This is a genomic window from Accumulibacter sp., from assembly GCF_029255285.1.
In the GTDB taxonomy this organism is placed as follows: Bacteria; Pseudomonadota; Gammaproteobacteria; order Burkholderiales; family Rhodocyclaceae; genus Accumulibacter.
Genome location: NZ_JAPUVI010000112.1, coordinates 17,335 through 43,396, shown reverse-complemented (window position 1 = coordinate 43,396; position 26,062 = coordinate 17,335). Strand labels below are relative to the sequence as shown.

The following is a 26,062-nucleotide window of genomic DNA, read 5'->3' as shown; positions in this document are numbered from 1 at the left end:
GAGTAGTGCTGATGGGTCTGCGACTGAAATTCAATCTGGTGTTGCTGGTCGTCTTTGGCGCTGGAATGAGCGTCTCCGCCTACGTGTCGCACCGGCTGCTCGACGAAAACGCCAAACAGGAGACCTTGCGCAATGCCGGGTTGATGATGGAATCCGCACTGTCGGTACGCGGCTACACCGTCAAACAGGTGAAGCCGCTGCTCGACGCGCAGTTGGCTGACACCTTCCTGCCGCAAACGGTCCCGGCCTACGCAGCGACCGAGGTATTCAACAACCTGCGTGTGAAGTACCCGGACTTCGCCTACAAGGAAGCGGCGCTCAACCCGACCAACCCGCGCGACCGTGCGGTCGAATGGGAGAGCGACATCGTGCAGAAGTTCCGGGCCGATGCCGGAGCCCGGGAACTGGCCGGCGAACGCGAGACACCGACCGGACGCATGCTCTATCTGGCACGACCGATCACGATCAGCGACCCGGCGTGCCTAGCCTGCCACAGCGTCCCCTCGGCCGCGCCACCGTCGATGATTCGGATTTATGGCGAGAACAACGGCTTCGGCTGGCAACACATGGAAACGATAGGCGCACAGGTGGTCTCGGTGCCAATGTCGGTGCCGCTGGCCAACGCGCAGCGCACCTTCAACACCTTCATGCTCTCGCTGGGCGGGATTTTCCTGGCCACCTTCGCGGTCCTCAACGTCATGCTGTCGCTGTTGATCATCCGGCCCATTTCGAACATGTCGGCCGCGGCGGACCGGATATCCACCGGCGACTTCGACTTGCCCGAGTTCCCGGCGCACGGCGGCGACGAGATCGGTATCCTGGGTAATTCCTTCAACCGCATGCGCCGCAGCCTGGAAAAAGCGATCAAGCTGATCGAAGGTTGAGCGCGGAGACCCGACGCCATGACCCTGCCTCACCACATCGGCAAATACGAAATCCGTCGCGAGATTGGCAAGGGCGCGATGGGTACCGTGTACGAGGGCTTCGATCCGGTCATCGAAAGACCGGTGGCGATCAAGACGATTCTTGCCGAATATCTGGAGAGCGTCGAATCGGCGGCGGCAATCGCCCGCTTCAAACGCGAGGCTCAGGCCGGCGGGAGACTGCAGCACCCGGCCATCGTCGGGGTCTATGAATATGGCGAAGACGAACGGATGGCGTTCATCGTCATGGAGTATGTCGAGGGGCGGCAGTTGCGCAGGCTGATGCGCGACCGCGGCCGCTTCGAACTGATCGACGTTTTCGAGGTGATGAAACAATTGCTCGCCGCGCTCGACTACTCGCATCGACATGGCGTCGTGCACCGCGACATCAAGCCGGCCAACGTGATGGTGTTGCGCGGGATGAAGATCAAGGTAATGGACTTCGGCGTCGCCCGGCTGGAGACTTCGTCGCTGACGCAAGTAGGTACGGTCATGGGAACGCCGACACATATCGCGCCCGAACAACTGCTCGGCCTGGCCGCGGATGGCCGGGCCGACCTGTGGTCGGCCGGGGTAATTCTTTACGAGTTGCTCACCGGCCGCGGACCTTTCGTCGCCGAGACTCCAGCGACGGTCATGCACCACGTCCTGCACGTCGACCCCGCCCCACCTTCGACCTTGGTTGCCGACGTACCATCAATCTTCGACGAATTGCTGGCGCGCGCCCTGGCAAAGAAACCGGACGACCGTTTCCAAAGCGCGCGCGACTTCACCAACGCTCTGCTGGCCGCGTTCGTCAAGAGCAAGCCGACTGTCAGGCCGGCCGGCCGTGACGCGGCCGGTTCGCCGCCTTTGCCAGGTTGCGACGCGGCACACGCCACCGACGACAAGGCCATCAGCCTACCCCTGCCACTGCCGGCGGAAACGCTGGCCGAGATCGAGTCGTCCCTCATCCGGTCGATCGGCCCGCTTGCCAAGCATCTGGTGCGCAAAGTGGCGACACAGGCGAAAAGCCTAGACGAGTTCTGCTCGACACTCGCCGAGAGCATTCCCGAAGGCGCCGAGCGTTCGGATTTCCTGCAGCACGTCGAACGGCTGAACAAAGCGACAAGCACCAGCGCGATTCCGGCGACCGCGTCGCCATCGCCCTCGCCAATGGGCGCCGCGAAACCCGCTCGAGCTTTCACTCCGGCAACCCTCGCCGAGGCCGAAAAGCGCCTCGCCGACTACGTCGGCCCGCTCGCCAAAGTGCTGATCAAGCGCGCGGCAAGCGATACGGGCGACGTCAACGAACTCTACCGAAGGCTCGCCGAGCATATCGACTCCGAGCCGGAACGCCGCGCTTTTCTGAAGAGCCTCCATTAGTTGTAAAGTGTAGCCGGCAGCGGACCCGGCGCGCCGCGGGCGACGTCGGGTCAACTGCAGTCTGCGGTGCTCCCGGTCGCTTGGACAGCCACCGGGGTGGAATAAGCTAAGGCCAGAACCGGAGAGATGGTTTTGACTTTCCCGGATTCTATCCCGATCAGATCGAGCGCTGTGGGGCTTGTGGGCAGCCGCCGACCTGTGGGCAAGCGGTGGGCAACGCGTAGCGTTGTCCAGGGCTTGTCCATAGGGGATCGCGCTGGCGCGATCAGGCGGGAACCGGCGCAGCCGGCTGTCCACAAATCCACAGGGCATCGTCTTTTTCGCATGTTACGCCGCCGGGGATTGCGCTTGCGCCAAGGCGTCGAAGTAGGTTTCGTCCGGAGTCTTCCAGCCGAGCGACTGAGGCGGACGCCGACGGTTGTACCAGTCGAAGCACTCGGCGAGACTCTTTCGCTGCTCGATTCCGTTGTCACACGGGCGCTGATAGACCCACTCGTGCTTTACCGTCGACCACAGGCGTTCGACGAAGATGTTGTCGTGGCAACGCCCCCGACCGTCCATGCTGATCTTGATCTTGTGCTCGATCAGCACACCGGTGAATTCGGCGCGGGTGAATTGGCTACCCTGGTCGGTGTTGAAGATTTCCGGCGTTCCGTAACGCGCCAGCGCCTCCTTGAGTGCTGCCGTGTAGAAATCGCTGGTCAGCGTATTCGACAGGCGCCAGCTCAGCACTCTGCGCGTCGCCCAATCCATGATGGCGCACAGGTACAGGAAGCCGTGCCGCATGCGGATGTAGGTGATGTCGGTGGCCCAGACCGGGTTCGGGTAGTCGATGACCACGCCGCGCAGCAGATACGGGTAAATCTTGTGCTCGGGGTGGGGTTTGCTGGTGTTTGGCTTCGGGCCAATCGCCCACCGGCCGAGCTTCTTCATCAGACGCCTGATCCGGCGACGACCGACCAGTGTGCCTTCGCGCTTGAGCATCTGCGGCAAACGCCGGCTCCCGTACATCGGGTTCTCGGTGAAGCTCTCGTCGAGCCGCTTGAGCAGGTCGAGTTCTTCCTGCGAGTCCGGCGGCGGCCGATAGTAGACGCTGCTGCGCGAGACGCTCAGCAACTCGGCTTGTCGGGTGACGGACAGCGCGCTTCCCGTCTTGATCCTTGCCCGCCTTTCAACAGTCGGGCAATGGCGGGCTGTCCGGCCAAGAAATCCCGTTCAACCTGCAACTGGCCAATCTTGCGATGCCGGTTGTCGATCACGGCCTGTGGATCGGCGGCTTTCTTGGTGCCCCGCTCGAACAGGTCCTTGGCGTTCTTGACCAACTCCTGTTTCCAGGTGCTGATCATCGTCGGGTGCACGCCGTATTCCGAGGCGAGTTCCGCCAACGTCTTGTCTCCCGACAAGGCCGCCATCGCGACCCGCGCTTTGAATTCCGCGCTGTGCTGCTTGCGCTTTGCTCCCATTTTTCACGTCCCTTTCAACCGGTCGGCCTTAGCTTATCCGACTGTCCGAAAAAACGTGACCGCCGCAACAGATCCTGGCGCCGTTTCGCCAGCCAGTTCTCCTTGGCTCGGGTCTGGCACTGCGGGCCGTGGCGGTTGCGGCACGAGTGAAGGACGTGTCGCGTCACGCCGCAGCCGTCGCAGGTCTCGACGTGGCCGCCGAGCACGGCCGTGCGACAGGCGACGATCTCCCGCCAGACCTTCGCCCTAGCCGACGACAGGACGTGGCTGGCGAGATACGCCGGCCCGTGCCGACCGAAGACGTCGGCCAGCGTCACCGGCGCCGACTCAACTCAGAGGAGCAAGCCGTTCCAGCAGCGAGGTGCTGCCGCTCAACGGCCAAGCACCGGAAAGAGTTTGATCAAGCCGTCAGCCATGACCTCGACCGCGATCGCGGCGAGGATCAGACCCATCAGCCGGGTCATCACGTTGATCCCCGTCTGGCCCATGAACTTGCCGATCCGACCGGCGGCCGACAAAGCCAGCCAGGTCGCGAGACCGATCACCAAGCCATAGACCACGAGTACACCGAGTTCCCAGACGTGCTTGGCCTTGTCGGCATAAATCACCACGGTCGAGATAGACGCCGGGCCGGTGAGCAAAGGAATCGTCAAGGGCACGACGGCGATGCTGGCTCCGGAGTCGGCGCGGCTGGCGCCCTCGTCCACGTCCTGCGAACGCGACTCGGCCGGTTGCGCGTTAAGCATGTGCATCGAACTGATCAACAGCAGCATGCCGCCGCCGACCTGGAACGAGGCCAGTGAAATGCCGAAAAACTCGAGTACCTTGAGGCCCGCCAGGGCGCTCGTGGCGATCACGACGAAAGCGGTAAACGCGGCCACGCGCGCCGTTTTGGCCCGCTGCGCGCCACTCAGATTGCGTGTGAAATGGATGAAAAAGGGGATCACTCCGATCGGGTTGACGATCGCCAACAGTGTGATCAGCGGTTTGAGGGGGAAGTCCATGGCCGGCAGGCGGGCCCGGCTGGCAGCCGGACCAAAGATGGCGAAGGGCGCAGTCTACCCCGCAAGCGGGCCAGGAAACGCAAAAGCGCCCCGCTATCTCTCTACCGCATGAGAAAACCGGCCAACCAGATACGATCGAGGACTCGCGTCACTCCCGCCAGGGCGACTCCTCGACACCTGCGCCGGAATCAAAGCTTACCGCGTACCGCGGCGCCCCATCCCCAGACCCACCAGACCCAAGGCCAGCAGAGCCAGCGCTCCAGGCTCAGGGACCGAGGAACGCGTATTGGTGAACGAAAAGCTCAGATCGTTGTAGTCGAACGGACCACCGTTGAGATCTTCGAAACTGACCAGCGCTTCGCCAGGCAGCCACTCTCCCTGGACGCGCGCATGGGAACTACCGTCAGCGTTACGTGCCGCCGGCCCCGTGAAGAAGTCGTAGCCTGTGTTGTTGACGTGCAGTCGGAAAATCAGCTCGGTGCCTACGGTGAACGAACCGAGGTTGACGGTGCTGCCCACCGACGAGGCATGATTGTTGAAAATGAACCGGTCGTTGCTGAAATTTCCGTCGTCGCCCGGATTGCCTAGACCATCGAGCATCAGGTAAAGATCGTTGCTGTACGAAGCGGAGTTACCCTGATAAGTCGCAACGATTGGATCAGTGCTGCTGACGATGACCTTGAGGCCTTCGCTGCCCGGCGCGGCGATCGGAAAGGCGTTTGCCACCAGCGGAAGGGAGCCAAGTGCGGCAACAAGAAGCGGGACAAGTTTTTTCATGGGGTTCTTCTCCGGTGATGTAGCTAGGTAATGATTTGCGAGCCTGAAAGGATCGCGGCGGCTCGCGGCATGAACCTTTAAGCATGTTCCGTGCCATACAGCGACGAAGCCCACGATCAATCATTAATACAGCGCTTTGGGGCGTTGTTCGATGGAGGGCGACAAGTCGCCCAGCCGGCTTGCCGAGCCGACTGTCAAAATTCCCGACACGTTTCGATCTCGGATCTCATCCCCCGGCCTGACGGGCTTGAGGGTAAGATCTGCCTTCCCTTTCCGGCGACGCACTTCGATGCAATCCCTGTGGATGCTCCTGGCCAGCCTGCTGTTCGCCTGCATGGGCGTATGCGTGAAGCTGGCGGCGGCCACGCACTCGGCGGTGGAGATCGTTTTCTACCGCAGCTTCCTGTCGCTGATCCTGATGCTTGCCCTAGTCAGACTGCGCGGGATATCGCTTGGAACACCGCACTGGCGATGGCAGGTCAGCCGGGGAGCGCTCGGTTTCGCGGCGCTCGGCACGTACTTCTGGGCGATCACCCTGTTGCCACTGGCGACGGCGGTGACGCTCAACTACACGTCGGCGATCTTCCTGGCCATTTACCTGGCGATATCCGGCCTGCGCCTGAGCACGGGGATCGTCGGCGCCCTGATCCTCGGACTGGCCGGGGTCGGCCTGTTGCTCAAGCCGACGCTGCACGCCGAGCAATGGGCTGCCGGACTGATCGGCCTGCTCTCCGGCGTACTCGCCGGCATGGCCTACTTCAGCGTGCGCGAACTCGGGTCGCGCGGCGAGCCGGAAACGCGCACCGTGTTCTATTTTTCGCTCGTCTCATCGATCTGCGCCAGCGCCTGGCTGTCGCTGTCGGACAGACATCCGGTGGACCTGCGCAGCGGCTCGCTGCTGGTCGGCGTAGCGGCCTTCGCCACCGCCGCGCAACTGGCGATGACGCGCGCCTACACCGGCTCGCAAACGCTGCTGGCCGCCGCGCTGGCCTATAGTACGGTCGTCTTCGCCAGCCTGTTCGGCATCATCCTGTGGCACGAAACGCCCGATCGGTCGACCTGGCTGGCCATCGGGCTGATCGTCCTGTCAGGACTGGCGGCCACTCGCTTCTCGCGCGCCAGCCCGGCGCCGGCGCCACCGGCGCCTTGAGCTACGCTGCTGCGGCACCCCGCGGCTTTCCGGTTGGCCCCTCGTGCCAGATCAGGCGGTCGCCGCCACTGGAACCGTCCTGCGCGACGGGAAAGCGAGCGTGTGAGCGTGTACCTCTCCGCCCGCCGCTTTCGATCTTTCCGACGAACGACTGGAGGCCGCTCGCAAGACCGTGCATTTCGCCGCCCGCCTTGACCGATGCGCCTGATTTTCCTATCCTGCAAAGCTAGACAGGCGTTCGCCGATCCGTTTTTTTTTGACCAATCACTCAGCAAGCGACACCGACATCCTCCGAATAAGGAATCATCATGACCGAAGAAAAGAGCACGACCAAGAGATCGCCCGCCACCAAGAAAGCGGCGACTGACGAGACCGCAACGGCCAAGGCGCCAGCGGTGAAGAAAACCCCTGCCGCAACGACGGCCAGCCGAAAGGCACCGGCCAGCAAGTCTGCCCAGGCGGCGGTCGCCAAGACGCCACCTGCCGCCGCCACGTCGGCGACCAGCGCTGCAGCAGCCGAAGCCGCTACGTCGGCGACCAGCGCTGCGGCAGCCGAAGCCGCCGCGGCAGTCAGCGCCGCGCCTGCCACGAACGACGTATCGGTGAAGCCAAGCGCCGAAGAACGCTACCGGATGGTCGAGTCGACGGCCTATTTCATTGCGGAAAAGAACGGCTTCCAGGGCTGTTCGACGCACTACTGGGCGCTTGCCGAGCAGGAGGTGGCCACCCGGCTCGGCGAAGTGGCGGCTTAGCGACGGACGATTCGACGGGCGAGAAATCACTGCGCGACGGTGGTGAGGAGCAGCCCATGCGCAAGCGCTTGATCCGCGCCGAGTTGGTGGGCGAACCCTCGCCTGCCGATGCCGCCTGGCTTGACATCGAGGCCATCGCCGAAGCCGAGATCAGCTCCGAAGACGCCGCGCATCCGATCGAAGCCGCGCTGCTGGCCGACCGAGGCGGTGGCTGGCGTGCCGCAGGACCGGGCCGACAGACGATCCGGCTGAACTTTGCGCCGCCACAGCACCTGCACCGGATACGTCTGGTGTTTGTCGAGACCACCACGGCGCGGACGCAGGAGTATCTGCTGCGCTGGTCGGCCGACGGTGGACGAACTTTTCAGGACATCGTCCGGCAGCAATGGAACTTTGACCCGCAGGCGGCGGCTCGCGAAACCGAAGAGCATCGGGTCGATCTGCCGCAGGTCACCGTCCTCGAACTGCTCATCGACCCGGATATCGCCCACGGGCTGGGCGTAGCTTCTCTGGCGCAACTACGCCTGGCCTGAAAGTCGCTGGCCCGCTGCGGCCGCGGCGCCTGCCGCGTAGCGCGCTTGGCATGGCGGCCAGCGACTTTCTGCACGCTGGCGATCCCGCATCGACGACGGCGTGACGCGCCGCGTATCGGCAAGAAGATGGCGGCGCGCGAACTTCGGCCTCGTCAGCTTGGTACAATGGCGGATTGACCGTCCCCGGGCTCCCGACCATGAAACGCAACCGCTTCTCGTCCCGCAAGCGCATTTCGGCTGACGCCACCGAACTCGGCCGCCTCTCCATCGGCCTTGCCGAATCCGGCAGCAAGCTCGAAGACACCTTCTGGCAGGCCCGTCTCGTCGAACTACTGGATCGGCTGTTCCAGGATGGTGCCGAGGATGACTTGACGGCCGCCCTCGACCGCCTGTTCGACACCCATCCGATGGCGCACGACGACCTCGCCGACATCATCGAATCGCACGCCGAATCGTGCGTTCTGCGGGAACATGGGAAAGAACTCGACCTGCTGCTCTTCGCGGCACCGGTGCTCGCCTGGTCGCGCTTCTCGATTCCTGCGGCGACCATCGCCAAGAGTACGCTGCAAACGCTCAAGGTCCATCTCGGGGCACACGTCTTCGCGGCCGGTGCCCGGCTGGCACTCGCCGACTACCTGTACAGCCCCGACCAACTCCCGCACAGCTTCGTAGACACCTGGCAGATGACGCGCCAGCTAGGCGCCGCGGCGCTGGCGGGAAGCGATCTCAATGTCGACGCCGCCGCGATGCCCGAGACCAACCGCTTCCTTTCCGACACGCGCTATCTGGTAGGCGCGCTCATCGTTCCGCACGGCATGCCGCTCTTCCGCTGGAACGAGGCCGACAGGATCACCCGCGAGTCGGCGGTCAAGGAATGGGTCAAGCAAGGTGGTCCCTGCCTCGAGCCCTTGCTTACCGGCTGCGCGTATCAACCGCTGCTGGCCGACGCCTATCATGCCGCCTGCCGGGCGGCCGATAGCGCGTCACGCCCCTACTCGCTGAACGCTTCGGTCGCCTTCCTGCAAGGCGCGCTCGGCCAGGCCGCCGGCGAGAGCCTGCGTGCGGTGGTGGGAGGCTTCCACGACAAACGTCTCGAGGAATACCGGATCGGTTTCGGCCCGCTCGACGGCGACACCATCTACCACGGTGTGGTCTGGCCACTATTGGGCATCGAAGATGAAAGCACCGACGTCACTGGCGAGATCGAGAGCGTCCTGCGCAAGGCGGGCCTGAAGGACGTTCTGATCCTCGATCAGCAGTTTCCTTACGAGTTCTGCGACGACTGCGGCGCGCCGCTCTATCCCAACAGCGAAGGCGACACGGTGCATGCCGAGATGCCGGAACAGGACGACGCGCCATCGCAAACGCTCCACTGAACTCCGGTCAAGGAACGACGATGAGCAACAGCGATCTGCTGCAGCGCAGCCTGGCGGCCGTCTGGCACCCATGCACGCAGATGAAGCAGCACGCAACGGCCGGCGAAGCCCTGCCACTGGTTCCGATCGCGCGCGGCCAAGGGGTCTGGCTGTTCGACTTCGACGGCCGGCGCTACCTGGACGGCATCAGCTCGTGGTGGGTCAACCTGTTCGGCCACTGCCATCCACAAATCAACGCCGCATTGCGCGCACAGCTCGACGAGCTCGAGCATGTGCTTCTCGCCGGTTTCACGCATCGCCCGGTAGTCGAGCTCTCCGAACGGCTGATTGGCCTGACCGATGGCTCCCTCGGCCATTGTTTTTATGCCTCCGACGGCGCTTCGGCGACCGAAATCGCTCTCAAGATGTCTTTCCACGCCTGGCACAACCGGGGTCGTCGGGACAAGCAGGAGTTTCTTTGCCTGAGCGGCAGTTATCACGGCGAAACGGTCGGCGCACTGGCCGTGACCGACGTGCCGCTGTTCAAGGATGCTTACGCGCCATTGATCCGCCCGGCCAGCACGGTGGCCACGCCAGACGCCCGACTGGCAAGCGACGGCGAAACCCCGGTCGACGTGGCGCGCCGCGCTGCCGCGGCGCTGGCGACTCATCTCGAACGGCACCATGAAGAGATCGCGGCGCTGATCGTCGAGCCACTCGTCCAGTGCGCCAGCGGCATGGCGATGTACGATCCGGAATACCTGCGTCTGGCACGCGAACTCTGCGACCGCTACGAAGTGCACCTGATCTGCGACGAGATCGCCGTCGGCTGCGGTCGTACCGGAACCTTCTTCGCGCATGAGCAGGCCGGCATCCGACCCGACTTTCTGTGCCTGTCGAAAGGCATCTCCGGCGGCTACCTGCCCTTGTCGATCGTCCTCACTACCGACGGGGTTTACGATGCCTTTTACGACGATCGCACCAGCCGCGGCTTTCTGCACTCGCACTCCTATACTGGCAATGCCTTGGCCTGCCGCGCCGCGCTGGCGACGCTCGACATCTTCGCCGAGCAACAGGTCATCGCCGCCAACCTTCCGCTGGCCGAGCGTCTCGCCACGTGTCTGGGCCCGCTGGCGGCACACCCGAACGTCCGCCACCTGCGCCAGCGCGGCATGATCGCCGCCTTCGACGTGCTGTGCGACGATCCGCGGTTTGCGCAGCGTTTCTACCGGCAGGCGCTGGCGAACGAGATCCTGCTGCGGCCGATCGGCAACACGGTCTATTTCATGCCGCCCTACGTGATCAGTGCCGAGGAATGCGAGTTTCTCGCCGCTGGCGCCATCGCCGCACTGGACGCCGCGCTACCGACATGATCTGGGAAGACCTGCAAGCGGAAATCGACGCGTTGCAGCGCGCCGGTCTCAAACGCAGCCGTCGCACCCTGGAAATGCCCTGCGGCCCGCTGGCTCGGGTCGACGGCCGCGAGTTGGTGAGCTTCTGCAGTAACGATTACCTCGGGCTGGCCAACGACCCGGCGCTCGTCGAAGCCGCCTGTGCGGGCGCGCAAGCTTGGGGGGTCGGCAGCGGCGCCTCGCATCTGGTCAGCGGCCACCTCGCGCCGCACGCCGCGCTCGAGGAGAAACTCGCCGCCTTTACCGGCTTTGCGCGCGCGCTGCTCTTCTCCACCGGCTACATGGCCAACCTGGCCATCGTTCCGGCGCTCGTCGGCCGTCGCGACGCTGTTTTTGCCGACCGCCTCAACCATGCCTCCCTGATCGACGCCGCCCAGCTTTCACGCGCCGACAACCAGCGCTACCCGCACGGCGACATCGTGGCGCTCGAACGTCTGCTCGCCGGCAGTCGTGCGCGGCGCAAGCTGATTCTGACCGACGCCGTGTTCAGCATGGATGGCGATCTCGCTCCGCTGCCCGCCCTGCTGGCACTGGCCGAGCGTTTCGACGCCTGGCTGGTGGTGGACGACGCGCATGGTTTCGGCGTCCTCGGCCCGCAGGGCCGCGGCAGCCTGGCGTACTTCCAGCTGCCGACGGCCCGCCGCCTGATTTACATGGGTACGCTCGGCAAAGCCGCTGGCGCGTCCGGCGCCTTCGTCGCCGCCGACGCGACCGTCGTCGAATGGCTGGAACAACGCGCCCGCACCTACGTCTTCACGACCGCTGGCAGCCCGCTCATTGCCTGCGCCCTCGCCGCCAGCGTCGATCTGATCGCCGACGGCGAGTCGCGGCGCCAACGCCTGTGGCAGCTCACCGCGCAATTGCGCGACGGTCTGGCCGGCACGCGATGGCGCCTGCTCCCCTCGCCGACGGCCATCCAGCCGATCGTCATCGGCGACAACCACGAGGTCTTGCGGGTTGCCGGGGCGCTTTACGAGCGGGGTCTGTGGGTGCCAGCCATCCGCCCGCCGACGGTCCCGGCCGGCAGCGCACGCCTGCGGGTTTCGCTGAGCGCAGCGCACAGCGCGGAGCAGGTAGACCGACTGCTGCATGCTTTACGGGAACTGGCATGATGCGGCGAATCGGCAAGGGGCCGCCGCGCGCGCTGATCCACGGCTGGGGGCTTGGCAGCGCGGTCTGGGAATCGCTGCTTCCCGCCTTGGCGGAGCGCTCGCAGGTCCATCTGGTCGACCTGCCGGGCTACGGCGAGGCGTGCGACGCCGCCACCGACTTCACTGCCACCGCGCAGGCATTGATCGACGCGCTGCCCCACCCCGTTACGCTCTGCGGCTGGTCACTCGGCGCCATGCTGGCCATGCGCGCCGCAGGGCTGGCGCCGGAACGCGTCGGCGGTCTGATCCTGGTCGGCGCCACGGCCAGTTTCACGCGGCGCGACAACTGGTGCGAAGCGCAGGAGAGGCAGCTCGTCGACGATTTCGCGGCCAGCCTCGGGCGGCAACCGAAACAGACGCGGCAACGTTTTGTCGCTCTGCTGAACCAGGGCGACAGTCAGGCGCGAACGATCACTCGCCAACTCGTCGCCTGTCTGCAGGAGGGACCGACTGCGGACGCGGCGGCGCTCGCGCGTGGCCTCGACTGGCTGCGCGAAGTCGACCTGCGTGATCTGGCACCGGCCGTGCGCACGCGCTGCCTTCTGGTGCACGGAGAGAACGACGCGCTGAATCCTCTCCCGGCTGCCAGGCGACTGGCGGAAATGATCCCCAACGCGCGCCTGGAGGTTTTCGCCGGTGCGGGGCATGCCCCTTTCCTCAATGACCCGGAGCGCTTTGTCCGACTGCTGGACGAATTCGATGGTCTCCACCCTGCCGCCTAAGGAACGTGTGCGCGAGTCCTTCGAGCGCGCGGCGGCGTCCTACGACGCGGCCGCCGTGCTTCAACGACAGGTCTGCGACGATCTGCTGGCCAACTTCGATCTGTCGTCCGAGCCAGACAGCATCGTCGACGCCGGTTGCGGCACCGGCTACGGCAGCCAACTGCTGCGTTCACGCTGGCCCGACGCACAGCTCACCGCGGTCGACTTCGCGCCGGCGATGCTCACCCTGGCGCGGCACGACGCCCATTGCTGTCTGGCGGCCGACATCGAGGCCCTGCCCTGCCGGGACGAAAGCTTCGCCGTCTGGTGGTCCAGCCTGACCGTCCAGTGGTGCGACACCAACCGCGCATTCGCCGAAGCTTGGCGCGTCCTTCGTCCGGGCGGGCGGCTGGCAGTCAGCACCCTCGGTCCGGAAACCTTCGGCGAGTTGCGCGAGGCCTTCGCCGGCATCGACCGCTATCGCCACACCCTGACCTTTACTGAACCGGCGGCGATCGAGGAGGCTCTGTCGCGGGCCGGGTTCACCGACATCCTCTGGCAGCGCCGGACCGTCTGCCTGCATTACCCCGACCTGAAATCGCTGCTGCGCGCGGTCAAGGACATCGGCGCCCACTCGGTCGGCGACGGCGCCCGCGCCGGACTTTTCGGGCGCCTGGCCTGGCAGCGCGTACAGGCCGCCTACGAACGACATCGCACAGCCGCCGGCCTGCCGGCGCGCTATGATGTCATTCTTGCCTACGCTGCCAGAAAAAAATGAAAGACCCAAGCGGCTGGTTCATAACCGGCACCGACACCGAGATCGGCAAGACTTTCGTCGCTTGCGCGCTGCTCCACGCGGTCCGGCGAACGGGCGCCCGCGCGCTGGCAATGAAGCCAGTCGCGGCCGGCTTCGACGAGCATGGACTCAACGATGACGTCGAGCGCCTGATCGCCGCTTCGTCGTTCGCGGCACCGCGGACGCTGATCAACCCCTACGGCTTCCGGGCGGCCATCGCACCGCACATCGCCGCCGAAGAGGAAGGGCGAATCATCGATCTGGCGCACATCGACACCGCACTGAAACGGCTGCAAAGCTTGGCGGAAATCGTTCTGGTCGAGGGAGTCGGTGGTTTCTGCGTACCGCTCGGCGACACTTGCGACACCGCGGATCTGGCGTCCCTGCTCGGCCTGCCTCTGATCCTGGTGGTCGGCATGCGGCTGGGCTGCATCAACCACGCTCTGCTGACCCGGCAGGCCATCGCCGCGCGAGGTCTGCCGCTGGCCGGCTGGGTAGCAAACCGTGTCGATCCGGCGATGGCGCGCTTCAGCGAAAATCTGGCCACCCTGAAGGTACGCTTGGCCGCGCCGCTGCTCGGCGTCGTCGAGCATGGCACGACTCCCGAGCAGGCCGCGCTGACGCTGCGCCTTCCCGGCTGACGCTCGCGGCGAAGCGGGCCACCGGACGAGCGCGATAGGCACCCTCCTCGAAGATCAACGCACCAGGTCGGGAGACAAAAAAGCCCGACCACAATACGGCCGGGCTTCGGCAAAGCCGCGTGAAGCGGCCTTGGGCAACGTCAGGCGCGCTCGAAAACCACCGCGATACCCTGGCCACCACCGATGCACATCGTGACCAGCGCGTATTTTCCACCGGTGCGCTGCAACTCGTAGATCGCCTTCGTCGCGATAAAGGCGCCGGAGCAGCCAACCGGGTGACCGAGGGCAATCGCGCCGCCGTTCGGGTTGGTCTTCACGGGATCGAGGCCGAGCCCCTTGTTAACCGCAATGGCCTGCGCTGCAAAGGCTTCGTTGGACTCGACGACATCCATCTGTTCGAGCGTCAGGCCGGCTTTCTTGAGCACCAGCTTGCTTGCCGGAATCGGGCCTTCGCCCATGATCTCGTTCGGCACACCGGCAATCGCGTAGGCAACCAGCCGCGCTATCGGCTTCTGACCAGCCTGCGCTGCCACGTCGGCTGCCGCGAGCACCAGAAAAGCCGCACCATCGTTGATTCCCGATGCGTTGCCGGCGGTCACCGTTCCGTCCTTGAGAAAAGCCGGCTTCATCTTGGCCAGCGTCTCGATCGTCGTTCCACTCTTGACATGTTCATCGGTGTCGAAAACGACATCGCCCTTGCGCGTCTTCAGGACAATCGGAACGATCTGCGATTTGAAACGCCCTTCAGCGATCGCAGCGGCGGCCCGCCGCTGCGACTCGACGGCAAGGGCATCCTGCTCTTCGCGGCTAATGTTCCACTTCTTGGCCAGGTTCTCGGCCGTGACGCCCATGTGACCAACGCCGAACGGATCGCTGAGCGTGGCGACCATCATGTCGATCGCCTTGGTATCGCCCATGCGGGCACCCGAGCGCATGGCCGGCAGCATGTACGAACCGCGCGACATGACTTCGACGCCGCCACCAATGCCGTAGTCGGAGTCGCCGAGCAGAATGTTCTGAGCCGCGGAGACCACGCCCTGCAGACCCGATGCGCACAAGCGATTCACCGCCATCGCCACCGAGTCCATCGGCAAGCCGGCTTGAATCGAAGCGACGCGAGCCACATAGGCGAAGCGCGCATCGGTGGGAATGACGTTGCCGACGGCAACATAGTTGATTTGCTGCGGATCGACGCCGGAGCGGGCGATCGACTCCTTCATTACCGTACCAGCCAGTTCATGCGGCTCCATATTGGCGAGCGATCCACCAAAGGTACCGATAGCGGAACGGACCGCGCTGAGTACAACGACTTCTCTGCTCATGAAGAAACTCCCGAAAAAGATCGATCATCCGCCTACCATACCGGCAAGCCCCAACAACAACAGCAGCTACCGCCGCAGCGCGCCAGACCGGCCGGACCGCACTCTCCATGAAGTCGACAGCGGCGGCTTCTTCGCCGGAACCGATGCGGGCCGGCAATTTGGCCGACGCCCAACACCGGGATACCAAGACGAACCCCCGGCGCACCAGCGCCGCTCGCCAGTCCGATACGCAGACCTCGGTCATCCGGCCATTTATCGGCTTGCCCGCGCCAGCAGGAGACCGCCCCCTCGAAATAGCCGGCGCTCGCGGTCACCCGCACGAGAAGCCGGTCAATGATAGCAAAGGTTTGACGTGCAAAGTCTCCGAAGGTGCCATATTCTTCGTTGCCAGCGCCGGGCCGGGAGGGCGGACAAGTGGCGGACCCGACGCCAAACCGCCGGCCGCACGAGGCACCGAGCCGTTGCCTCGCGACTGCCTGCCAACCCGCTCAGCGATCGGTCGACCAGGCGATGCTACGCTGGCGGCCCGAAACGCCCGACCTGCTCGAGCCGCGATGAGGCAGAGGCAAAGCTCGTACCGACGCCCTTTCAGGGTTCGGCAAGTGTGGGCTTGCGGAAACTTTCCACTTCACGCAACATCACCCTGACGCATCTGGAAGAACTTCCACATGGATCTGTCGTCTGTCTTAAGCAAAACGGCGAAGGGCCTGGATGAGATAGCCACCCGCAGGCATCGCCTGCCCGCCCGAATGCGCGCCCTGCTCATCATGGTCGATGGCCGGCACAGCGGCAAGCAGTTGCTGGCCATGCGCCCGTCGACCGTCGAGGCCGAACGCCACCTCGCCGCGCTGCTTGCCGAAGGCTTCATTCAGTCGAGAGCGTCGCCGGCGACACGTCAACAGCCACTGCCGGACGAAGACATCACGCTGGCCAAGAGCTATATCGTCAGGACGCTGCGCGAGCTGCTGGGCGTGGAGGCGGACGCGCTGATCAGAGAAATCGAAATGCTGACCAACGCCGACCAACTCCAACGGCACGTGGAAAAAATGCGTGTCGCCCTGAGCGCCGTGGCCGACCAAAAAAAAGCGCAACAATTTCTCGACGAGCTGGCGCTGGTACTCGATTGACTGCCCCCACCCCGTGCTCGCCATTCTCGAGCCGGATCACCGTGACCTGCCGCGCCGACGCCGCAGACCGGCGACGGGCGATTGGCGAGTCTCCGGAGGAGTCTTCAGGTCATGGCTCCAGCTTCTCGAGCGCCCGATAGAGAGACATGATCATGCCTGCCGTGGCGCCCCAGATGAAGTAGTCACCGTAAGGCATGGCGTAGTAGGAGCGTAGTTTGCCGCGGTAGTGAAGCGAGTGCTGCTGGTGATTCACGGGGTCGAGCAGGAACGACAGTGGCACTTCAAACACCGCTGCCACCTCGAAGGCATCGAGCCGCAGCTCGAAAGGCGGCGTCACCATGGCCACCACTGGCGTGACGCGAAACCCGGTGCTGGTCAGATACTCGGGCAAATAGCCGGCGACGTCGATATGCGCCGGCGCCAGACCGATTTCCTCGTCGGCTTCACGCAGCGCGGTGTGCGCCGGCGAGGCGTCGGCTGATTCGCAGCGTCCGCCCGGGAAACTGATCTGCCCAGGATGGTCCTTCAGATGCGCCGTGCGCTGTGTCAGCAATACCGTTGGCTCTCGGCTGCGCCGAACGATAGGGAAGAGCACAGCGGCGGGAGTCAGTTCTTCGTCGCCGACCCCATCTTCGAGAACGAAGGAACTCCTCGAAGGAGCCGGGCACAAGACCTGCCGCACGCGGTCGAGGTCGACGGCACGGCGGTCGCTTGTTCGGCCGCGATCAGCGTCAGTTGCTGACGACAGGCTCATCGTCCTCGATCTTCGCATGCACGGCGGCCAGCGCATCGCGCAGCGTCTCGTCGGGCAAGGTGTTGATCCCCGTTGCCACCAGATCGGCCGACACCATCGCCGCGGGCGGCAACAGACGCGAGTCGAGTGAGGCAATCAGGGCAGCCGTCGCACCGACGATCTTCAACAGAGTCTGCCGCTCGCCCATCAGAATGTCGAGTTCGCGGCCCAGCATGGCAGTAGTCCAGGCACGTTGGCGTGTCATCGGCATCTCCTATCGTTAGCGCTTCCTGAGGGACATCGTCTGACCGTCACCCTGGATGTCCAAATAGTTCAGGAAATTCATGCCCAGCAAGACAAAGGGCAGGTTGTTGTCGATGTTGATCATCGCGTCGACATTGTCGACCACAATCTCGCCAACGCGAACAGAGTCCAGTCTTACGTGGCGCACCAGAGCTGGCCCGTTCGCCGTAATTATCACGCCCATTTGCCCCTGCTTGCTGCCAATTCCCAGCCGTCTCGCATCGCTGGCGCCCACCGTGATCATCGTCGCACCGGTGTCGACCAGGAAACGGACGGTGGTGCCATTGATGGCACCGGTCGTCACAAAGTGACCACGGGCGTCGGCCGTCAGCACCGCCTTGCTGCCTAGCATTTCGGCCGGCTTTGAGACCACCTTCTGACCGACACGCAGGATTCGCTTCTTGCCGTCGGCTTCGACGGTCGCCACATCGCTGTCTACGGACAGCACCTTGACTCCTTCGACCGTCGTCGTGCCGACAGCCACCGCCCGAGGCGCGGTGCCGTCGATCGTCAGCAAGGCTTTCCCCGGAAAGACACCGGCCAACCCGACGTCGACCGCTCCAACCGGCGTACACACCATGGCGAGAATCAGTACGCCAAACCGCCAGAACGTCGGCGCCCCGTTGTCTCCAGCCCTCTCTGCCCGACAGTGCAATGCGCCTCCCGTGTCTTCCATCGCCAGCCGCATTGGGCCATCAGAAGCCCCGTCGGACAAGGAATTTTGCCACATTCCGCGCACCCCACAGCGAACTATCCGGACTGCCGGCAGGTAACCGTCGCCGTGCCACCCAGGCGCTTGGCCGACAAGGCGAGAAACAACTCGTGCGGTGAGTTCACTCGCTCCGACGCGCAAAGGCCAGCCGTCAGAATCAGCCAAGCCGGCGCCGATGTCGCCGGAACACGCCGTGCCGCCGAAAGCATGACGCTGCGGACACCGGACAGCGAGAAACCTCAATCGCCAGGCGATCGGCCAACGCCGCCAGCCTGTCTGGCGAACGGCTATCAGCGATAGACGAGGACGGGAGTCTTGGAGTGCGTGAGCACCTTGTTGGTCTCACTGCCAAGCAACAAGGCCGTGATGCCACGGCGGCCGTGCGAAGCCATGAAAATCAGATCACAGCCGCTCTGCGCGGCACCATCGATGATCGCCTGGTACGGGATGTCGCTGGTGATCGACAGTTTGTCGGCCGGGACACCGGCGCTACGACAAAGGTCTACGACGAAATCGAGCGTCTGCTGTGCCTGTTGTTCGGCAAGTTCGGCGAACTTTTCCGGTGTGGTCGGGTCGATAAGAGCGCCTTCGCCGTAGTAGCTGACCGGATACTCCGGTTTGGCGTAGAACGCCGTGATGCGTGCCCCAGCCTCCTTGGCGAACGATACGGCTCGGCGTGCGGTTTCCTGTGACAGCTCGGAGCCGTCGGTCGGAACAAGGATATGCTTGAACATGTTGTTTCCTCCGGAGTCGATTGGACCAACGGCCCACTATAGGCACGAAAACGCGGGTCGATGTTGATCGAAATCAAAGGACAGGCGCTCGCCGCGTCAAGTCGTCGCACCCGCCCCGGCGGATTGCTTGATGTCGATCAACGCTGGCCCCGCCGTCAGACCGCACAATGCGTCAGGTCATTCGGCGAGGTGTAGCATGCACGAAATCACGGACTTGATGAGCCGTAATCATCGCTCCTGCGACGATCACCTGGTCGCGGTCGAACAGGCCGTCACCCGCGGTAGCTGGGAAGAGGCGACGACCGCTTTTGGCCGTTTCCGGGACGCGCTGCTGTATCATTTCGCGGCCGAAGAATCGCTGCTCTTCCCGCTCTTCGAGCAAAGCACCGGAATTTTCCGCGGCCCGACACAGGTGATGCGCGGCGAGCATTTGCAGTTGCGACAGTTGCTCGCTGCCGCTGAATCGGCGCTCGCCGAGAAGGACGCCGATGACTATGCGGGCACCGCCGAAACCTTGTTGATCATGATGCAGCAACACAACGTCAAGGAAGAGAACGTCCTCTATCCGATGTGCGACCAGCAACTGGCCGATCGGCTGGCGGAGCTGCTGCCGGAACTGCGCCGGCAGCTCGAAGAACACCAGGAAGGACCGCCCAGTTGAACCGGATGGCTGCCGAAGTCGTTATCGATGCCCGCGCTCTCGAGCCACCCGAGCCACTGCTGCGCACGATGGAAGCGCTCGAGCATCTCGACTCAGACTCGACACTCGTCGTCCTGCTGCCGCGCGAGCCCTACCCACTGTACCGTGCGCTCGCAGTTAACGGCTTCGGCTGGCAGACGGAGTGTCGCCCGGACGGCTCGGTCGAAGTCCGGATCCGACGCCAGTCGACCTGATGCAGGCTTTGCTGTCCTTTGAGCAGGCGCCCCCGCTTTCTGCACCGCTCCGCTTCTTTCTCAGCGCCCCGCTGTTCGCCGTGCTGGCCGGCCTCTTGCTGCTCTGGAGCGGCCCCGAATTGTTTGCCTCGCGCTGGACGCCCGCGGCGCTGGCGCTGACTCACCTGATAAGCGCCGGGTTCATGTTGCAGGTGATGATCGGTGCGCTGTTTCAGATTCTGCCGGTGGTCGCCGGCGCCAACCTGGCGCGACCACGGCTGGTCGCCAAGCTGGTACATTCCACCACGGTGCTGGGCACCCTGCTGCTGGCAGCCGGTTTTCTCGGTCGGCCGCCGCTTGCCTTCGAACTGGCCGTGTTTTTTCTCGCTGGCGGCCTTGCCCTTTTCGTCGTTGCGGCAGGTCGCGCCCTGTACGGCGTGCCGTCCACCAGTCCGACGATTCGGGGTCTCAAGCTGGCCTTGTTCGGCTTGGCCGTGACGGTCCTTATCGGCGCGTTGCTGGCGGCCACCATCGGCGGTTGGCTCGCCCTGCCGGTCGTGAAAATGACCTCCGTCCATTTCGGCTGGGGCTTCGTCGGCTGGGGCGTCGTTCTACTGGCGGCCGTCGCCCTGGTCGTCGTGCCCATGTTCCAGATGACTCCCCCCTACCCACCATGGTTCAGCCGCCACTTCTGCCGCGCAACGCCAATTGTCCTGTCGGTCTGGAGCATCGCCGAAATGGCCGATCATCAAGCATCGTTGGCTTGGCTATCCGGCGCCGTGGTGTTGGTGGCAGTCGCCTTTGCTGGCGCGACCTTGAGTCTCCAGCGGCGCAGCAAGCGCGCTCGCTTCGACGCCACCCAGCGGCTCTGGTGTGTAGCCATGCTCTGCGTACTGGCAGCCTGCCTGTTGTGGCTGCTGGCGGCCGTCCTGCCAGGCCTGGCCGAGTGGCCGCAGTGGCCTCTACTGTTCGGTGTTCTGATACTGTCCGGCGGCTTCATGTCGGTAATGATCGGCATGCTCTACAAGATCGTCCCCTTCCTGATCTGGTTGCACCTGCAGAATCTCGGCGGCGGACGAGTGATGGCGCCAAACATGAACAAGGTGATCGCCGGACAACGGATCGATCGGCAAACCCTGGCTCATTTCGCCTCGCTGGCCCTGCTGCTGGCCGCCAGTGCCTGGCCGGAGTGGTTCACCTATCCGGCGGGAATTGCCCTGCTGATGGCCAATGCCTGGCTGTTGCTCAACCTCCTGGCGGCGGTCGCTTTCTACCGCCAGCAGCGGTCGAAGATTGAGGCCCTGAGGCCAGCGATGGTGAGCGGCTGACGCCGATGCGTGACGCCTCGCTTTTCGATCAAGGCTAGATAGAGATGGACTACCTGATCCTGAAACACCTGCACGTAAGCTGCGTTGCCCTCAGCGGCACGGGCTTTTTCCTGCGTGGACTGTTGATGCTGTACCGATCGCCATGGCGACAGCTCCCGCTGGTCCGCGTGCTGCCGCACGTGATCGACACCGCCTTGCTGGCCAGCGCGCTGGCCATGACGGTGATCAGCGCTCAGTACCCTTTCGTTGCCGACTGGCTGACCGCCAAACTGCTCGGCCTGGTAATTTACATCGCCTGCGGCACGATGGCGCTCAAGCGCGCACGCACGCAGTCGCAGCGCGCCGCCTTCTTCGTCGCTGCGCTGTTCGCTTTTACCTACATCGTGTCGGTCGCTCTGACTCGCCATGTGCTCGGACCCTTGGTCTGGATCACGTGACACCGCCCTCTCCGCGTGACGTGATCGCTCAACCGCGTTGATGCGTCATCAGCGTCTTCAATCCGTCGGTATTGAGGATCCTGATCTTCTTCTGGTGCACCGAAAGCAGACCGTCTTCCTGAAAGCGCGAAAAGGCCCGACTGACGGTTTCCAGCTTCAAACCGAGATAGCTGCCGATTTCGTCACGCGACATGCGCAGATTGAATTCGGCTGGCGAGTAGCCGCGTGCCTTGAAGCGCTGCGAGAGGTTGAGAAGGAAAGCCGCCAGACGCTCCTCGGCGCGCATGGTTCCGAGCAGCAGCATTACCCCGTGATCACGAACGATTTCCCGGCTCATCACTTTGTGAAAGTGGTGCTGCAGAGTATGAATCTGCCGCGACAGCCCCTCGAGATGCGAGAAAGGGATGGCGCAGACCTCGCTGTCTTCGAGTGCGATGGCGTTACAGGTGTGTACTTCACTGCTGATTCCGTCGAGACCAAGCAACTCGCCAGTCATCTGGAAGCCGGTCACCTGATCGCGGCCGTCCTCGATCATCACGTCCGTCTTGAAGAAACCGCTACGCACGGCGTAGATCGACTCGAAACCCTGGCCGACGCGGTACAGAAAATCGCCACGCCTGAGCCGCCGGCGCGTCGATACCAGTTCGTCGAGCTTCTTCAGTTCGGCCGGCTCGATACCGATCGGTAGGCACAGCTCGCGCAGGTTGCAGTTCGAACAGGCGGTCTTGACCAGCTCGAAGGCCAGCCTGGCCGCCATGGCATTGTTGGACATGCGTACCCTTTTCACTGAACCCCGGGTTTGATCCACGTCAACCCACCGAATTCAGCGCGGTCCGATAATCCAGTCAATCGATTCTGTCGTTGGAACATGAACTCCGTCGCTGGCAACCTTGTCTTTGATCCGCAGATCATCCGTCGGTTCGACATCAACGGTCCCCGTTACACGTCGTATCCGACGGCGGACCGCTTCGTCGAAGCCTTCGGCTCGGAGGCCTACAGGCTTTGGCTCGGCAAGCGCAACATCGGCGCCATCAGCCGGCAGTTGTCATTGTACTTCCACATTCCATTCTGCAACACCATCTGCTACTACTGCGCCTGCAACAAGATCATCACCAAGGACCACGGGCGTTCAGCCAAGTACCTGAAATACCTGGCCAAGGAACTGGCATTGCAGAGCAGCTATCTCGAAGGCGGCGACCAGGAAGTGGCCCAGTTGCACTGGGGCGGCGGAACGCCGACCTTTCTGTCGCACGACGAGATGCACCAGTTGATGGCCGTGACGCGGAAACACTTCAAGCTCATCGAGGGCGGCGAATACTCGATCGAAGTCGATCCGCGCAAGGTCGACCGAACAACCGTCGAACTGCTCGGCGCACTGGGCTTCAATCGGATGAGTGTCGGCGTGCAGGATTTCGACACCACGGTTCAAAAAGCCGTCAATCGTCTGCAAAGCGAAGCGGAGACTTGCGCTGTGATCGAGGCGGCGCGTGCGACGGGCTTCAAATCGATCAGCATCGACCTCATCTACGGCCTGCCGAAACAGTCGGTCGAAGGCTTCGGCCGCACGCTGGAACGGGTGATCGCCGCCAGCCCGGATCGCGTCTCGATCTACAACTACGCCCACCTGCCTAGCCTTTTCAAGCCGCAGCGGCGCATCCTCGAGGCGGACATGCCGAATGCCGACGCGCGGCTGCAGATCCTGGCCCTAGCCATCCGAAGGATGACCGAGGCGGGCTACGTCTATATCGGCATGGACCACTTCGCCAAACCCGACGACGAACTGGCGATAGCCCAGCGACAGGGTCGCTTGCATCGCAACTTCCAAGGTTACTCGACGCATGCCGACTGCGATCTTCTCGCCTTCGGCATCTCGGCAATCAGCAAGGTCGGACCGACCTACAGCCAGAACGTCAAGACCCTCGACGAGTACTACGATCTGCTCGACAGCGCCACCCTGCCGGTCTATCGCGGTATTGAACTGAACGCGGACGATATCCTGCGGCGCTCCATCATTCAGTCGTTGATGTGTCATTTCGAGCTGTCGATCGAGTCGATCGAAATTGCGCACCTGATCGACTTCAGAAAATATTTCGCGACCGAACTCGACGATCTGCGCGAAATGGCCGATGCCGGGCTGGTTCGCGTAGACGACAAGTGGATCACTGTCTTGCCGCGCGGACGCATGCTGGTGAGGGCGATTTCCATGGTCTTCGACCGCTATCTACGCGCCGACCGGCAACGTACGCGCTACTCCAAAGTAATCTGACGCCGATCTGTGGATCGGTCGCCGTAAGGGCAAGGGTAGAATCGTGGCATTTTCCGCCCGCTACTCTTCGTTGCACTGATGCCTGAATCGAGCTATCTCGCTTTGCTACTCGTCGGTCTGCTCGGTGGTACGCACTGCGTCACCATGTGCGGCGGCATTGTCGGCGCGTTTTCGATGACGGGACCGACGCGCTGGACACTTCAGCTGGCCTACAACGCCGGGCGCGTCGTCAGCTATGCCGGTGCCGGAGCGCTCGCCGGCGCCCTCGGCGGGGCGGGTGCGGCCCTCTCCGGACAGTGGCCGGTGCGCAGCCTCCTCTACCTGCTCGCCAATCTGATGCTCATCGCGCTCGGCCTCTATTTGATGGGTTACACCCAGGCGCTGGCGTTCAGCGAGCGCTTCGGACAAAGGCTGTGGCGCCACCTGCAACCGCTGACTAGGCGTTTTCTTCCGGCATGCCGCGCGTCGCAGGCGTTTTCCCTCGGTCTCCTGTGGGGCTGGTTGCCCTGTGGTCTGGTCTACAGCGCGCTGGCGAGCGCCTTGACCAGTGGCTCGGCACTGAGCGGTGCCGGGCTGATGCTCGCCTTCGGCGCGGGCACCTTGCCAACTCTGCTACTCGCTGGCTTGATGGCCGCTCGTCTGCAGACCTATGTGCGCCGGCCGGAAGTCCGCTTGATAGGCGGGCTGTTGGTTCTTGGTTTTGGCGTATGGGGGCTGATCGGACTCGCTCGAACGGTACTCCGAGCGCCGTGGTAAGCCCGATGCGGCCTGTCGTCGCCCGGTTGGCGGTCGAAGTGACGTGCGAGGCCGGGAAAATTCGGGCAGAATCCGTTCCTCATCTTCACCAACACCGTTGCAATGAGCCCGACCTCGAGTGCTTTGCACTCGTAGCTTCGTAAGCGCCGGCCGCCGAGCGATGGAGTACTGCGTCGACCGAAGGGAAGGGTGACAGATGTTTCGGGAATGAATTGCCAGCCCGGCGGCCCGGACGCCGGCACGGCACGCCGAGTCAACTGGCAACTCGCCGTAGCGATGTGGCGGCAACCCGGATGCGCAACAAGAAGAAGACGAGGAAAATAGATGCCGAGAAAAAAACTCAGAACGGCCGAGCCACCAGCCTCCGAGCTCCAGTCGAACGAAACCGTCAGACTGACCCAGTTCTCGCATGGCGGAGGTTGCGGCTGCAAGATCGCCCCCGGCGTGCTCGAGCAGATCCTGGCCAAGGTGTCGCCACAGGTTGCCCCAAGCCAGTTACTGGTCGGCATCGAGACCAGCGACGATGCCGCCGTGTATCAACTGAACGCCGACCAGGCTCTGGTGGCAACAACCGATTTTTTCATGCCGATCGTCGATGACCCGTTCGATTTCGGTCGCATCGCCGCAACCAATGCCCTGTCCGATGTTTATGCCATGGGCGGCTCGCCATTGTTGGCGCTGGCTGTCGTCGGAATGCCGGTGGACAAGTTGGCACTCGACACGATCAGGCGAATACTCAAAGGTGGTGAGTCGATCTGCGCCAAGGCAGGCATACCGATTGCCGGCGGACACACGATCGACTCGGCCGAGCCGATCTACGGTCTCGTCGCCATCGGTCTGGTGGCGCCCGGCAATCTCAAGCGCAACTCAGGCGCTCGCGCCGGCGACAAGCTCATTCTCGGCAAGGGTTTGGGCATCGGGTTTTACAGCGCCGCACTGAAGAAGGGCCTGTTGTCGGCCGCCAGCTACGCTTCACTCATCGCGTCCACGACGCAACTCAACACGCCCGGGCGGGCTCTCGGTTGTCTGGCTGGCGTGCATGCCATGACCGACGTCACCGGTTTCGGCCTGCTCGGCCATCTGGTGGAGATCTGCAAGGCGTCGGGCGTCGCGGCACTGATCGACTACGCGGCGTTGCCGCTCTTGCCAAACGTTCTCGATTACGGTGCCAAGGGCTGCGTCACCGGCGCTTCGGGCCGCAACTGGGCGAGCTACGGACAGCATGTGGAACTGCCGAAGAAGGGTTTCGGCGACCTGGAGCGTGCGTTGTTGACCGATCCGCAGACCAGCGGCGGACTACTGGTTTCCTGTGCACCGGAAGTGGTCACCGAAGTGCTGGCGATCTTCCTGCAGGAAGGATTCGACCACGCGGCGGTAATCGGCGAGGTCGCCGAAGGAAAACCGCAGGTATCCGTCGTCCGGAGCCGTTGATCCGGCCCGCCGGCTGC

General features: G+C 63.7%; 28 protein-coding genes and 1 pseudogene. 19 read left to right on the top strand and 10 right to left on the bottom strand.

Annotation, left to right across the window (positions count from 1 at the left end; translation table 11 throughout):
* Window positions 1–11: 11 nt before the first annotated feature.
* Window positions 12–884 carry a DUF3365 domain-containing protein gene (locus tag Q1M07_RS18245; protein WP_300456472.1) on the top strand — a complete coding sequence of 291 codons (873 nt, stop codon included), beginning with the start codon at window positions 12–14 and terminating at the stop codon, window positions 882–884.
* A gap of 18 nt (window positions 885–902) precedes the next feature.
* Complete coding sequence (locus Q1M07_RS18240; protein WP_300456469.1) at window positions 903–2,288, top strand: serine/threonine-protein kinase; 1,386 nt, start codon at window positions 903–905, stop codon at window positions 2,286–2,288.
* A gap of 327 nt (window positions 2,289–2,615) precedes the next feature.
* On the opposite strand, the gene Q1M07_RS18235 is transcribed toward Q1M07_RS18240, so the two are convergent.
* From Q1M07_RS18235 to Q1M07_RS18220, 4 genes and pseudogenes are all read right to left on the bottom strand, one after another.
* Window positions 2,616–3,751, bottom strand: a protein-coding gene (locus tag Q1M07_RS18235; protein WP_300456466.1) for an IS3 family transposase whose coding sequence is annotated in 2 segments (ribosomal slippage) — window positions 2,616–3,490 and window positions 3,490–3,751 — 1,137 coding nt in all. Because the reading frame shifts where the segments join, the coding sequence is not laid out codon by codon here.
* Between the two features lie 65 nt (window positions 3,752–3,816).
* Window positions 3,817–4,068: pseudogene (locus Q1M07_RS18230) on the bottom strand (transposase zinc-binding domain-containing protein); the annotation flags it as partial.
* 54 nt (window positions 4,069–4,122) lie between these two features.
* Window positions 4,123–4,755, bottom strand: coding sequence for an NAAT family transporter (locus Q1M07_RS18225; RefSeq protein ID WP_300456463.1), 633 nt, complete (start codon window positions 4,753–4,755; stop codon window positions 4,123–4,125).
* Between the two features lie 195 nt (window positions 4,756–4,950).
* Entirely contained in the window at window positions 4,951–5,532 is a 582-nt protein-coding gene (locus Q1M07_RS18220) for a PEP-CTERM sorting domain-containing protein (RefSeq protein ID WP_300456460.1), read from the bottom strand.
* A 289-nt stretch (window positions 5,533–5,821) separates the two neighbouring features.
* Here Q1M07_RS18220 and Q1M07_RS18215 point away from each other — a divergent pair, with 289 nt between their 5' ends.
* From Q1M07_RS18215 to bioD, 9 genes are all read left to right on the top strand, one after another.
* The gene (locus tag Q1M07_RS18215) at window positions 5,822–6,682 is read left to right on the top strand and encodes a DMT family transporter (RefSeq protein ID WP_300456457.1); all 861 of its coding nucleotides are present in this window, start codon (window positions 5,822–5,824) and stop codon (window positions 6,680–6,682) included.
* Between the two features lie 308 nt (window positions 6,683–6,990).
* Window positions 6,991–7,434 (top strand): DUF2934 domain-containing protein, encoded by a 444-nt coding sequence (locus tag Q1M07_RS18210; protein WP_300456455.1) that lies wholly within the window; start codon window positions 6,991–6,993, stop codon window positions 7,432–7,434.
* A 56-nt stretch (window positions 7,435–7,490) separates the two neighbouring features.
* Window positions 7,491–7,967 carry a discoidin domain-containing protein gene (locus Q1M07_RS18205; protein ID WP_300456453.1) on the top strand — a complete coding sequence of 159 codons (477 nt, stop codon included), beginning with the start codon at window positions 7,491–7,493 and terminating at the stop codon, window positions 7,965–7,967.
* 197 nt (window positions 7,968–8,164) lie between these two features.
* Complete coding sequence (locus tag Q1M07_RS18200) at window positions 8,165–9,343, top strand: DUF2863 family protein (protein WP_300456450.1); 1,179 nt, start codon at window positions 8,165–8,167, stop codon at window positions 9,341–9,343.
* 20 nt (window positions 9,344–9,363) lie between these two features.
* Window positions 9,364–10,695: an adenosylmethionine--8-amino-7-oxononanoate transaminase gene (locus tag Q1M07_RS18195; protein ID WP_300456448.1), complete on the top strand. Its 1,332-nt coding sequence runs from the start codon at window positions 9,364–9,366 to the stop codon at window positions 10,693–10,695.
* On the top strand, window positions 10,692–11,846 hold the full coding sequence (gene bioF / locus Q1M07_RS18190; protein WP_300456445.1) for an 8-amino-7-oxononanoate synthase: 1,155 nt from the start codon (window positions 10,692–10,694) through the stop codon (window positions 11,844–11,846). The genes Q1M07_RS18195 and bioF overlap by 4 nt, the downstream gene beginning before the upstream one ends.
* Window positions 11,843–12,607: an alpha/beta fold hydrolase gene (locus tag Q1M07_RS18185; RefSeq protein WP_300456442.1), complete on the top strand. Its 765-nt coding sequence runs from the start codon at window positions 11,843–11,845 to the stop codon at window positions 12,605–12,607. Before bioF ends, Q1M07_RS18185 begins: the two co-directional genes overlap by 4 nt.
* Complete coding sequence (bioC, locus tag Q1M07_RS18180; RefSeq protein WP_300456439.1) at window positions 12,585–13,364, top strand: malonyl-ACP O-methyltransferase BioC; 780 nt, start codon at window positions 12,585–12,587, stop codon at window positions 13,362–13,364. The genes Q1M07_RS18185 and bioC overlap by 23 nt, the downstream gene beginning before the upstream one ends.
* Window positions 13,361–14,023, top strand: coding sequence for a dethiobiotin synthase (gene bioD / locus Q1M07_RS18175; RefSeq protein WP_300456436.1), 663 nt, complete (start codon window positions 13,361–13,363; stop codon window positions 14,021–14,023). Before bioC ends, bioD begins: the two co-directional genes overlap by 4 nt.
* Before the next feature lie 140 nt (window positions 14,024–14,163).
* On the opposite strand, the gene Q1M07_RS18170 is transcribed toward bioD, so the two are convergent.
* Window positions 14,164–15,345: an acetyl-CoA C-acyltransferase family protein gene (locus Q1M07_RS18170; protein ID WP_300456433.1), complete on the bottom strand. Its 1,182-nt coding sequence runs from the start codon at window positions 15,343–15,345 to the stop codon at window positions 14,164–14,166.
* Between the two features lie 668 nt (window positions 15,346–16,013).
* On the opposite strand from Q1M07_RS18170, the gene Q1M07_RS18165 reads away from it, so the two are divergent.
* Entirely contained in the window at window positions 16,014–16,472 is a 459-nt protein-coding gene (locus Q1M07_RS18165; protein WP_300456430.1) for a hypothetical protein, read from the top strand.
* 109 nt (window positions 16,473–16,581) lie between these two features.
* Here the strand turns inward: Q1M07_RS18165 and Q1M07_RS18160 are convergent, their stop codons facing one another.
* The 4 genes from Q1M07_RS18160 to Q1M07_RS18145 form a co-directional block, all read right to left on the bottom strand.
* On the bottom strand, window positions 16,582–17,226 hold the full coding sequence (locus Q1M07_RS18160; RefSeq protein WP_300456428.1) for a CoA pyrophosphatase: 645 nt from the start codon (window positions 17,224–17,226) through the stop codon (window positions 16,582–16,584).
* Complete coding sequence (locus Q1M07_RS18155; RefSeq protein WP_300456425.1) at window positions 17,204–17,470, bottom strand: hypothetical protein; 267 nt, start codon at window positions 17,468–17,470, stop codon at window positions 17,204–17,206. Before Q1M07_RS18155 ends, Q1M07_RS18160 begins: the two co-directional genes overlap by 23 nt.
* A gap of 15 nt (window positions 17,471–17,485) precedes the next feature.
* On the bottom strand, window positions 17,486–18,184 hold the full coding sequence (locus Q1M07_RS18150; RefSeq protein ID WP_300456422.1) for a TIGR02281 family clan AA aspartic protease: 699 nt from the start codon (window positions 18,182–18,184) through the stop codon (window positions 17,486–17,488).
* A 326-nt stretch (window positions 18,185–18,510) separates the two neighbouring features.
* Window positions 18,511–18,954, bottom strand: coding sequence for a universal stress protein (locus Q1M07_RS18145; RefSeq protein WP_300456419.1), 444 nt, complete (start codon window positions 18,952–18,954; stop codon window positions 18,511–18,513).
* Window positions 18,955–19,150: 196 nt separating this feature from the next.
* On the opposite strand from Q1M07_RS18145, the gene Q1M07_RS18140 reads away from it, so the two are divergent.
* The 4 genes from Q1M07_RS18140 to Q1M07_RS18125 are packed head-to-tail and all read left to right on the top strand — an operon-like array spanning window position 19,151 to window position 21,592.
* Complete coding sequence (locus tag Q1M07_RS18140; protein WP_300456417.1) at window positions 19,151–19,615, top strand: hemerythrin domain-containing protein; 465 nt, start codon at window positions 19,151–19,153, stop codon at window positions 19,613–19,615.
* Window positions 19,616–19,620: 5 nt separating this feature from the next.
* Complete coding sequence (locus Q1M07_RS18135) at window positions 19,621–19,848, top strand: DUF2249 domain-containing protein (protein ID WP_300456695.1); 228 nt, start codon at window positions 19,621–19,623, stop codon at window positions 19,846–19,848.
* Complete coding sequence (locus tag Q1M07_RS18130; protein WP_300456414.1) at window positions 19,848–21,155, top strand: hypothetical protein; 1,308 nt, start codon at window positions 19,848–19,850, stop codon at window positions 21,153–21,155. The genes Q1M07_RS18135 and Q1M07_RS18130 overlap by 1 nt, the downstream gene beginning before the upstream one ends.
* Window positions 21,156–21,199: 44 nt before the next feature.
* Window positions 21,200–21,592: a SirB2 family protein gene (locus tag Q1M07_RS18125; RefSeq protein WP_300456411.1), complete on the top strand. Its 393-nt coding sequence runs from the start codon at window positions 21,200–21,202 to the stop codon at window positions 21,590–21,592.
* A 28-nt stretch (window positions 21,593–21,620) separates the two neighbouring features.
* Here Q1M07_RS18125 and fnr read toward each other — a convergent pair whose 3' ends face one another.
* Window positions 21,621–22,364 carry a fumarate/nitrate reduction transcriptional regulator Fnr gene (gene fnr / locus Q1M07_RS18120; protein WP_300456409.1) on the bottom strand — a complete coding sequence of 248 codons (744 nt, stop codon included), beginning with the start codon at window positions 22,362–22,364 and terminating at the stop codon, window positions 21,621–21,623.
* 96 nt (window positions 22,365–22,460) lie between these two features.
* Between fnr and hemN the strand changes: the two genes are divergently transcribed.
* The 3 genes from hemN (at window position 22,461) to selD (ending at window position 26,045) form a co-directional block, all read left to right on the top strand.
* Window positions 22,461–23,858 (top strand): oxygen-independent coproporphyrinogen III oxidase, encoded by a 1,398-nt coding sequence (hemN, locus tag Q1M07_RS18115; RefSeq protein WP_300456406.1) that lies wholly within the window; start codon window positions 22,461–22,463, stop codon window positions 23,856–23,858.
* Window positions 23,859–23,936: 78 nt separating this feature from the next.
* Window positions 23,937–24,614 carry a sulfite exporter TauE/SafE family protein gene (locus tag Q1M07_RS18110; protein ID WP_300456403.1) on the top strand — a complete coding sequence of 226 codons (678 nt, stop codon included), beginning with the start codon at window positions 23,937–23,939 and terminating at the stop codon, window positions 24,612–24,614.
* 324 nt (window positions 24,615–24,938) lie between these two features.
* Window positions 24,939–26,045 carry a selenide, water dikinase SelD gene (gene selD, locus Q1M07_RS18105; RefSeq protein ID WP_300456400.1) on the top strand — a complete coding sequence of 369 codons (1,107 nt, stop codon included), beginning with the start codon at window positions 24,939–24,941 and terminating at the stop codon, window positions 26,043–26,045.
* Window positions 26,046–26,062: the final 17 nt, after the last annotated feature.

Bases quoted from the DNA above. Each gene is read 5' to 3' on its own strand.
- Q1M07_RS18140 (WP_300456417.1), top strand. From the start codon at position 19,151: ATGCACGAAATCACGGACTTGATGAGCCGTAATCATCGCTCCTGCGAC.
- Q1M07_RS18165 (WP_300456430.1), top strand. From the start codon at position 16,014: ATGGATCTGTCGTCTGTCTTAAGCAAAACGGCGAAGGGCCTGGATGAG.
- Q1M07_RS18220 (WP_300456460.1), bottom strand. From the start codon at position 5,532: ATGAAAAAACTTGTCCCGCTTCTTGTTGCCGCACTTGGCTCCCTTCCG.
- Q1M07_RS18130 (WP_300456414.1), top strand. From the start codon at position 19,848: ATGCAGGCTTTGCTGTCCTTTGAGCAGGCGCCCCCGCTTTCTGCACCG.
- Q1M07_RS18145 (WP_300456419.1), bottom strand. From the start codon at position 18,954: ATGTTCAAGCATATCCTTGTTCCGACCGACGGCTCCGAGCTGTCACAG.
- Q1M07_RS18125 (WP_300456411.1), top strand. From the start codon at position 21,200: ATGGACTACCTGATCCTGAAACACCTGCACGTAAGCTGCGTTGCCCTC.
- bioF (WP_300456445.1), top strand. From the start codon at position 10,692: ATGATCTGGGAAGACCTGCAAGCGGAAATCGACGCGTTGCAGCGCGCC.
- Q1M07_RS18155 (WP_300456425.1), bottom strand. From the start codon at position 17,470: ATGACACGCCAACGTGCCTGGACTACTGCCATGCTGGGCCGCGAACTC.
- Q1M07_RS18240 (WP_300456469.1), top strand. From the start codon at position 903: ATGACCCTGCCTCACCACATCGGCAAATACGAAATCCGTCGCGAGATT.
- Q1M07_RS18245 (WP_300456472.1), top strand. From the start codon at position 12: ATGGGTCTGCGACTGAAATTCAATCTGGTGTTGCTGGTCGTCTTTGGC.
- Q1M07_RS18225 (WP_300456463.1), bottom strand. From the start codon at position 4,755: ATGGACTTCCCCCTCAAACCGCTGATCACACTGTTGGCGATCGTCAAC.
- Q1M07_RS18210 (WP_300456455.1), top strand. From the start codon at position 6,991: ATGACCGAAGAAAAGAGCACGACCAAGAGATCGCCCGCCACCAAGAAA.
- Q1M07_RS18200 (WP_300456450.1), top strand. From the start codon at position 8,165: ATGAAACGCAACCGCTTCTCGTCCCGCAAGCGCATTTCGGCTGACGCC.
- Q1M07_RS18135 (WP_300456695.1), top strand. From the start codon at position 19,621: ATGGCTGCCGAAGTCGTTATCGATGCCCGCGCTCTCGAGCCACCCGAG.
- Q1M07_RS18205 (WP_300456453.1), top strand. From the start codon at position 7,491: ATGCGCAAGCGCTTGATCCGCGCCGAGTTGGTGGGCGAACCCTCGCCT.
- Q1M07_RS18160 (WP_300456428.1), bottom strand. From the start codon at position 17,226: ATGAGCCTGTCGTCAGCAACTGACGCTGATCGCGGCCGAACAAGCGAC.
- fnr (WP_300456409.1), bottom strand. From the start codon at position 22,364: ATGTCCAACAATGCCATGGCGGCCAGGCTGGCCTTCGAGCTGGTCAAG.
- Q1M07_RS18170 (WP_300456433.1), bottom strand. From the start codon at position 15,345: ATGAGCAGAGAAGTCGTTGTACTCAGCGCGGTCCGTTCCGCTATCGGT.
- Q1M07_RS18215 (WP_300456457.1), top strand. From the start codon at position 5,822: ATGCAATCCCTGTGGATGCTCCTGGCCAGCCTGCTGTTCGCCTGCATG.
- hemN (WP_300456406.1), top strand. From the start codon at position 22,461: ATGAACTCCGTCGCTGGCAACCTTGTCTTTGATCCGCAGATCATCCGT.
- bioD (WP_300456436.1), top strand. From the start codon at position 13,361: ATGAAAGACCCAAGCGGCTGGTTCATAACCGGCACCGACACCGAGATC.
- Q1M07_RS18150 (WP_300456422.1), bottom strand. From the start codon at position 18,184: ATGGAAGACACGGGAGGCGCATTGCACTGTCGGGCAGAGAGGGCTGGA.
- Q1M07_RS18110 (WP_300456403.1), top strand. From the start codon at position 23,937: ATGCCTGAATCGAGCTATCTCGCTTTGCTACTCGTCGGTCTGCTCGGT.
- Q1M07_RS18185 (WP_300456442.1), top strand. From the start codon at position 11,843: ATGATGCGGCGAATCGGCAAGGGGCCGCCGCGCGCGCTGATCCACGGC.
- Q1M07_RS18195 (WP_300456448.1), top strand. From the start codon at position 9,364: ATGAGCAACAGCGATCTGCTGCAGCGCAGCCTGGCGGCCGTCTGGCAC.
- bioC (WP_300456439.1), top strand. From the start codon at position 12,585: ATGGTCTCCACCCTGCCGCCTAAGGAACGTGTGCGCGAGTCCTTCGAG.
- selD (WP_300456400.1), top strand. From the start codon at position 24,939: ATGCCGAGAAAAAAACTCAGAACGGCCGAGCCACCAGCCTCCGAGCTC.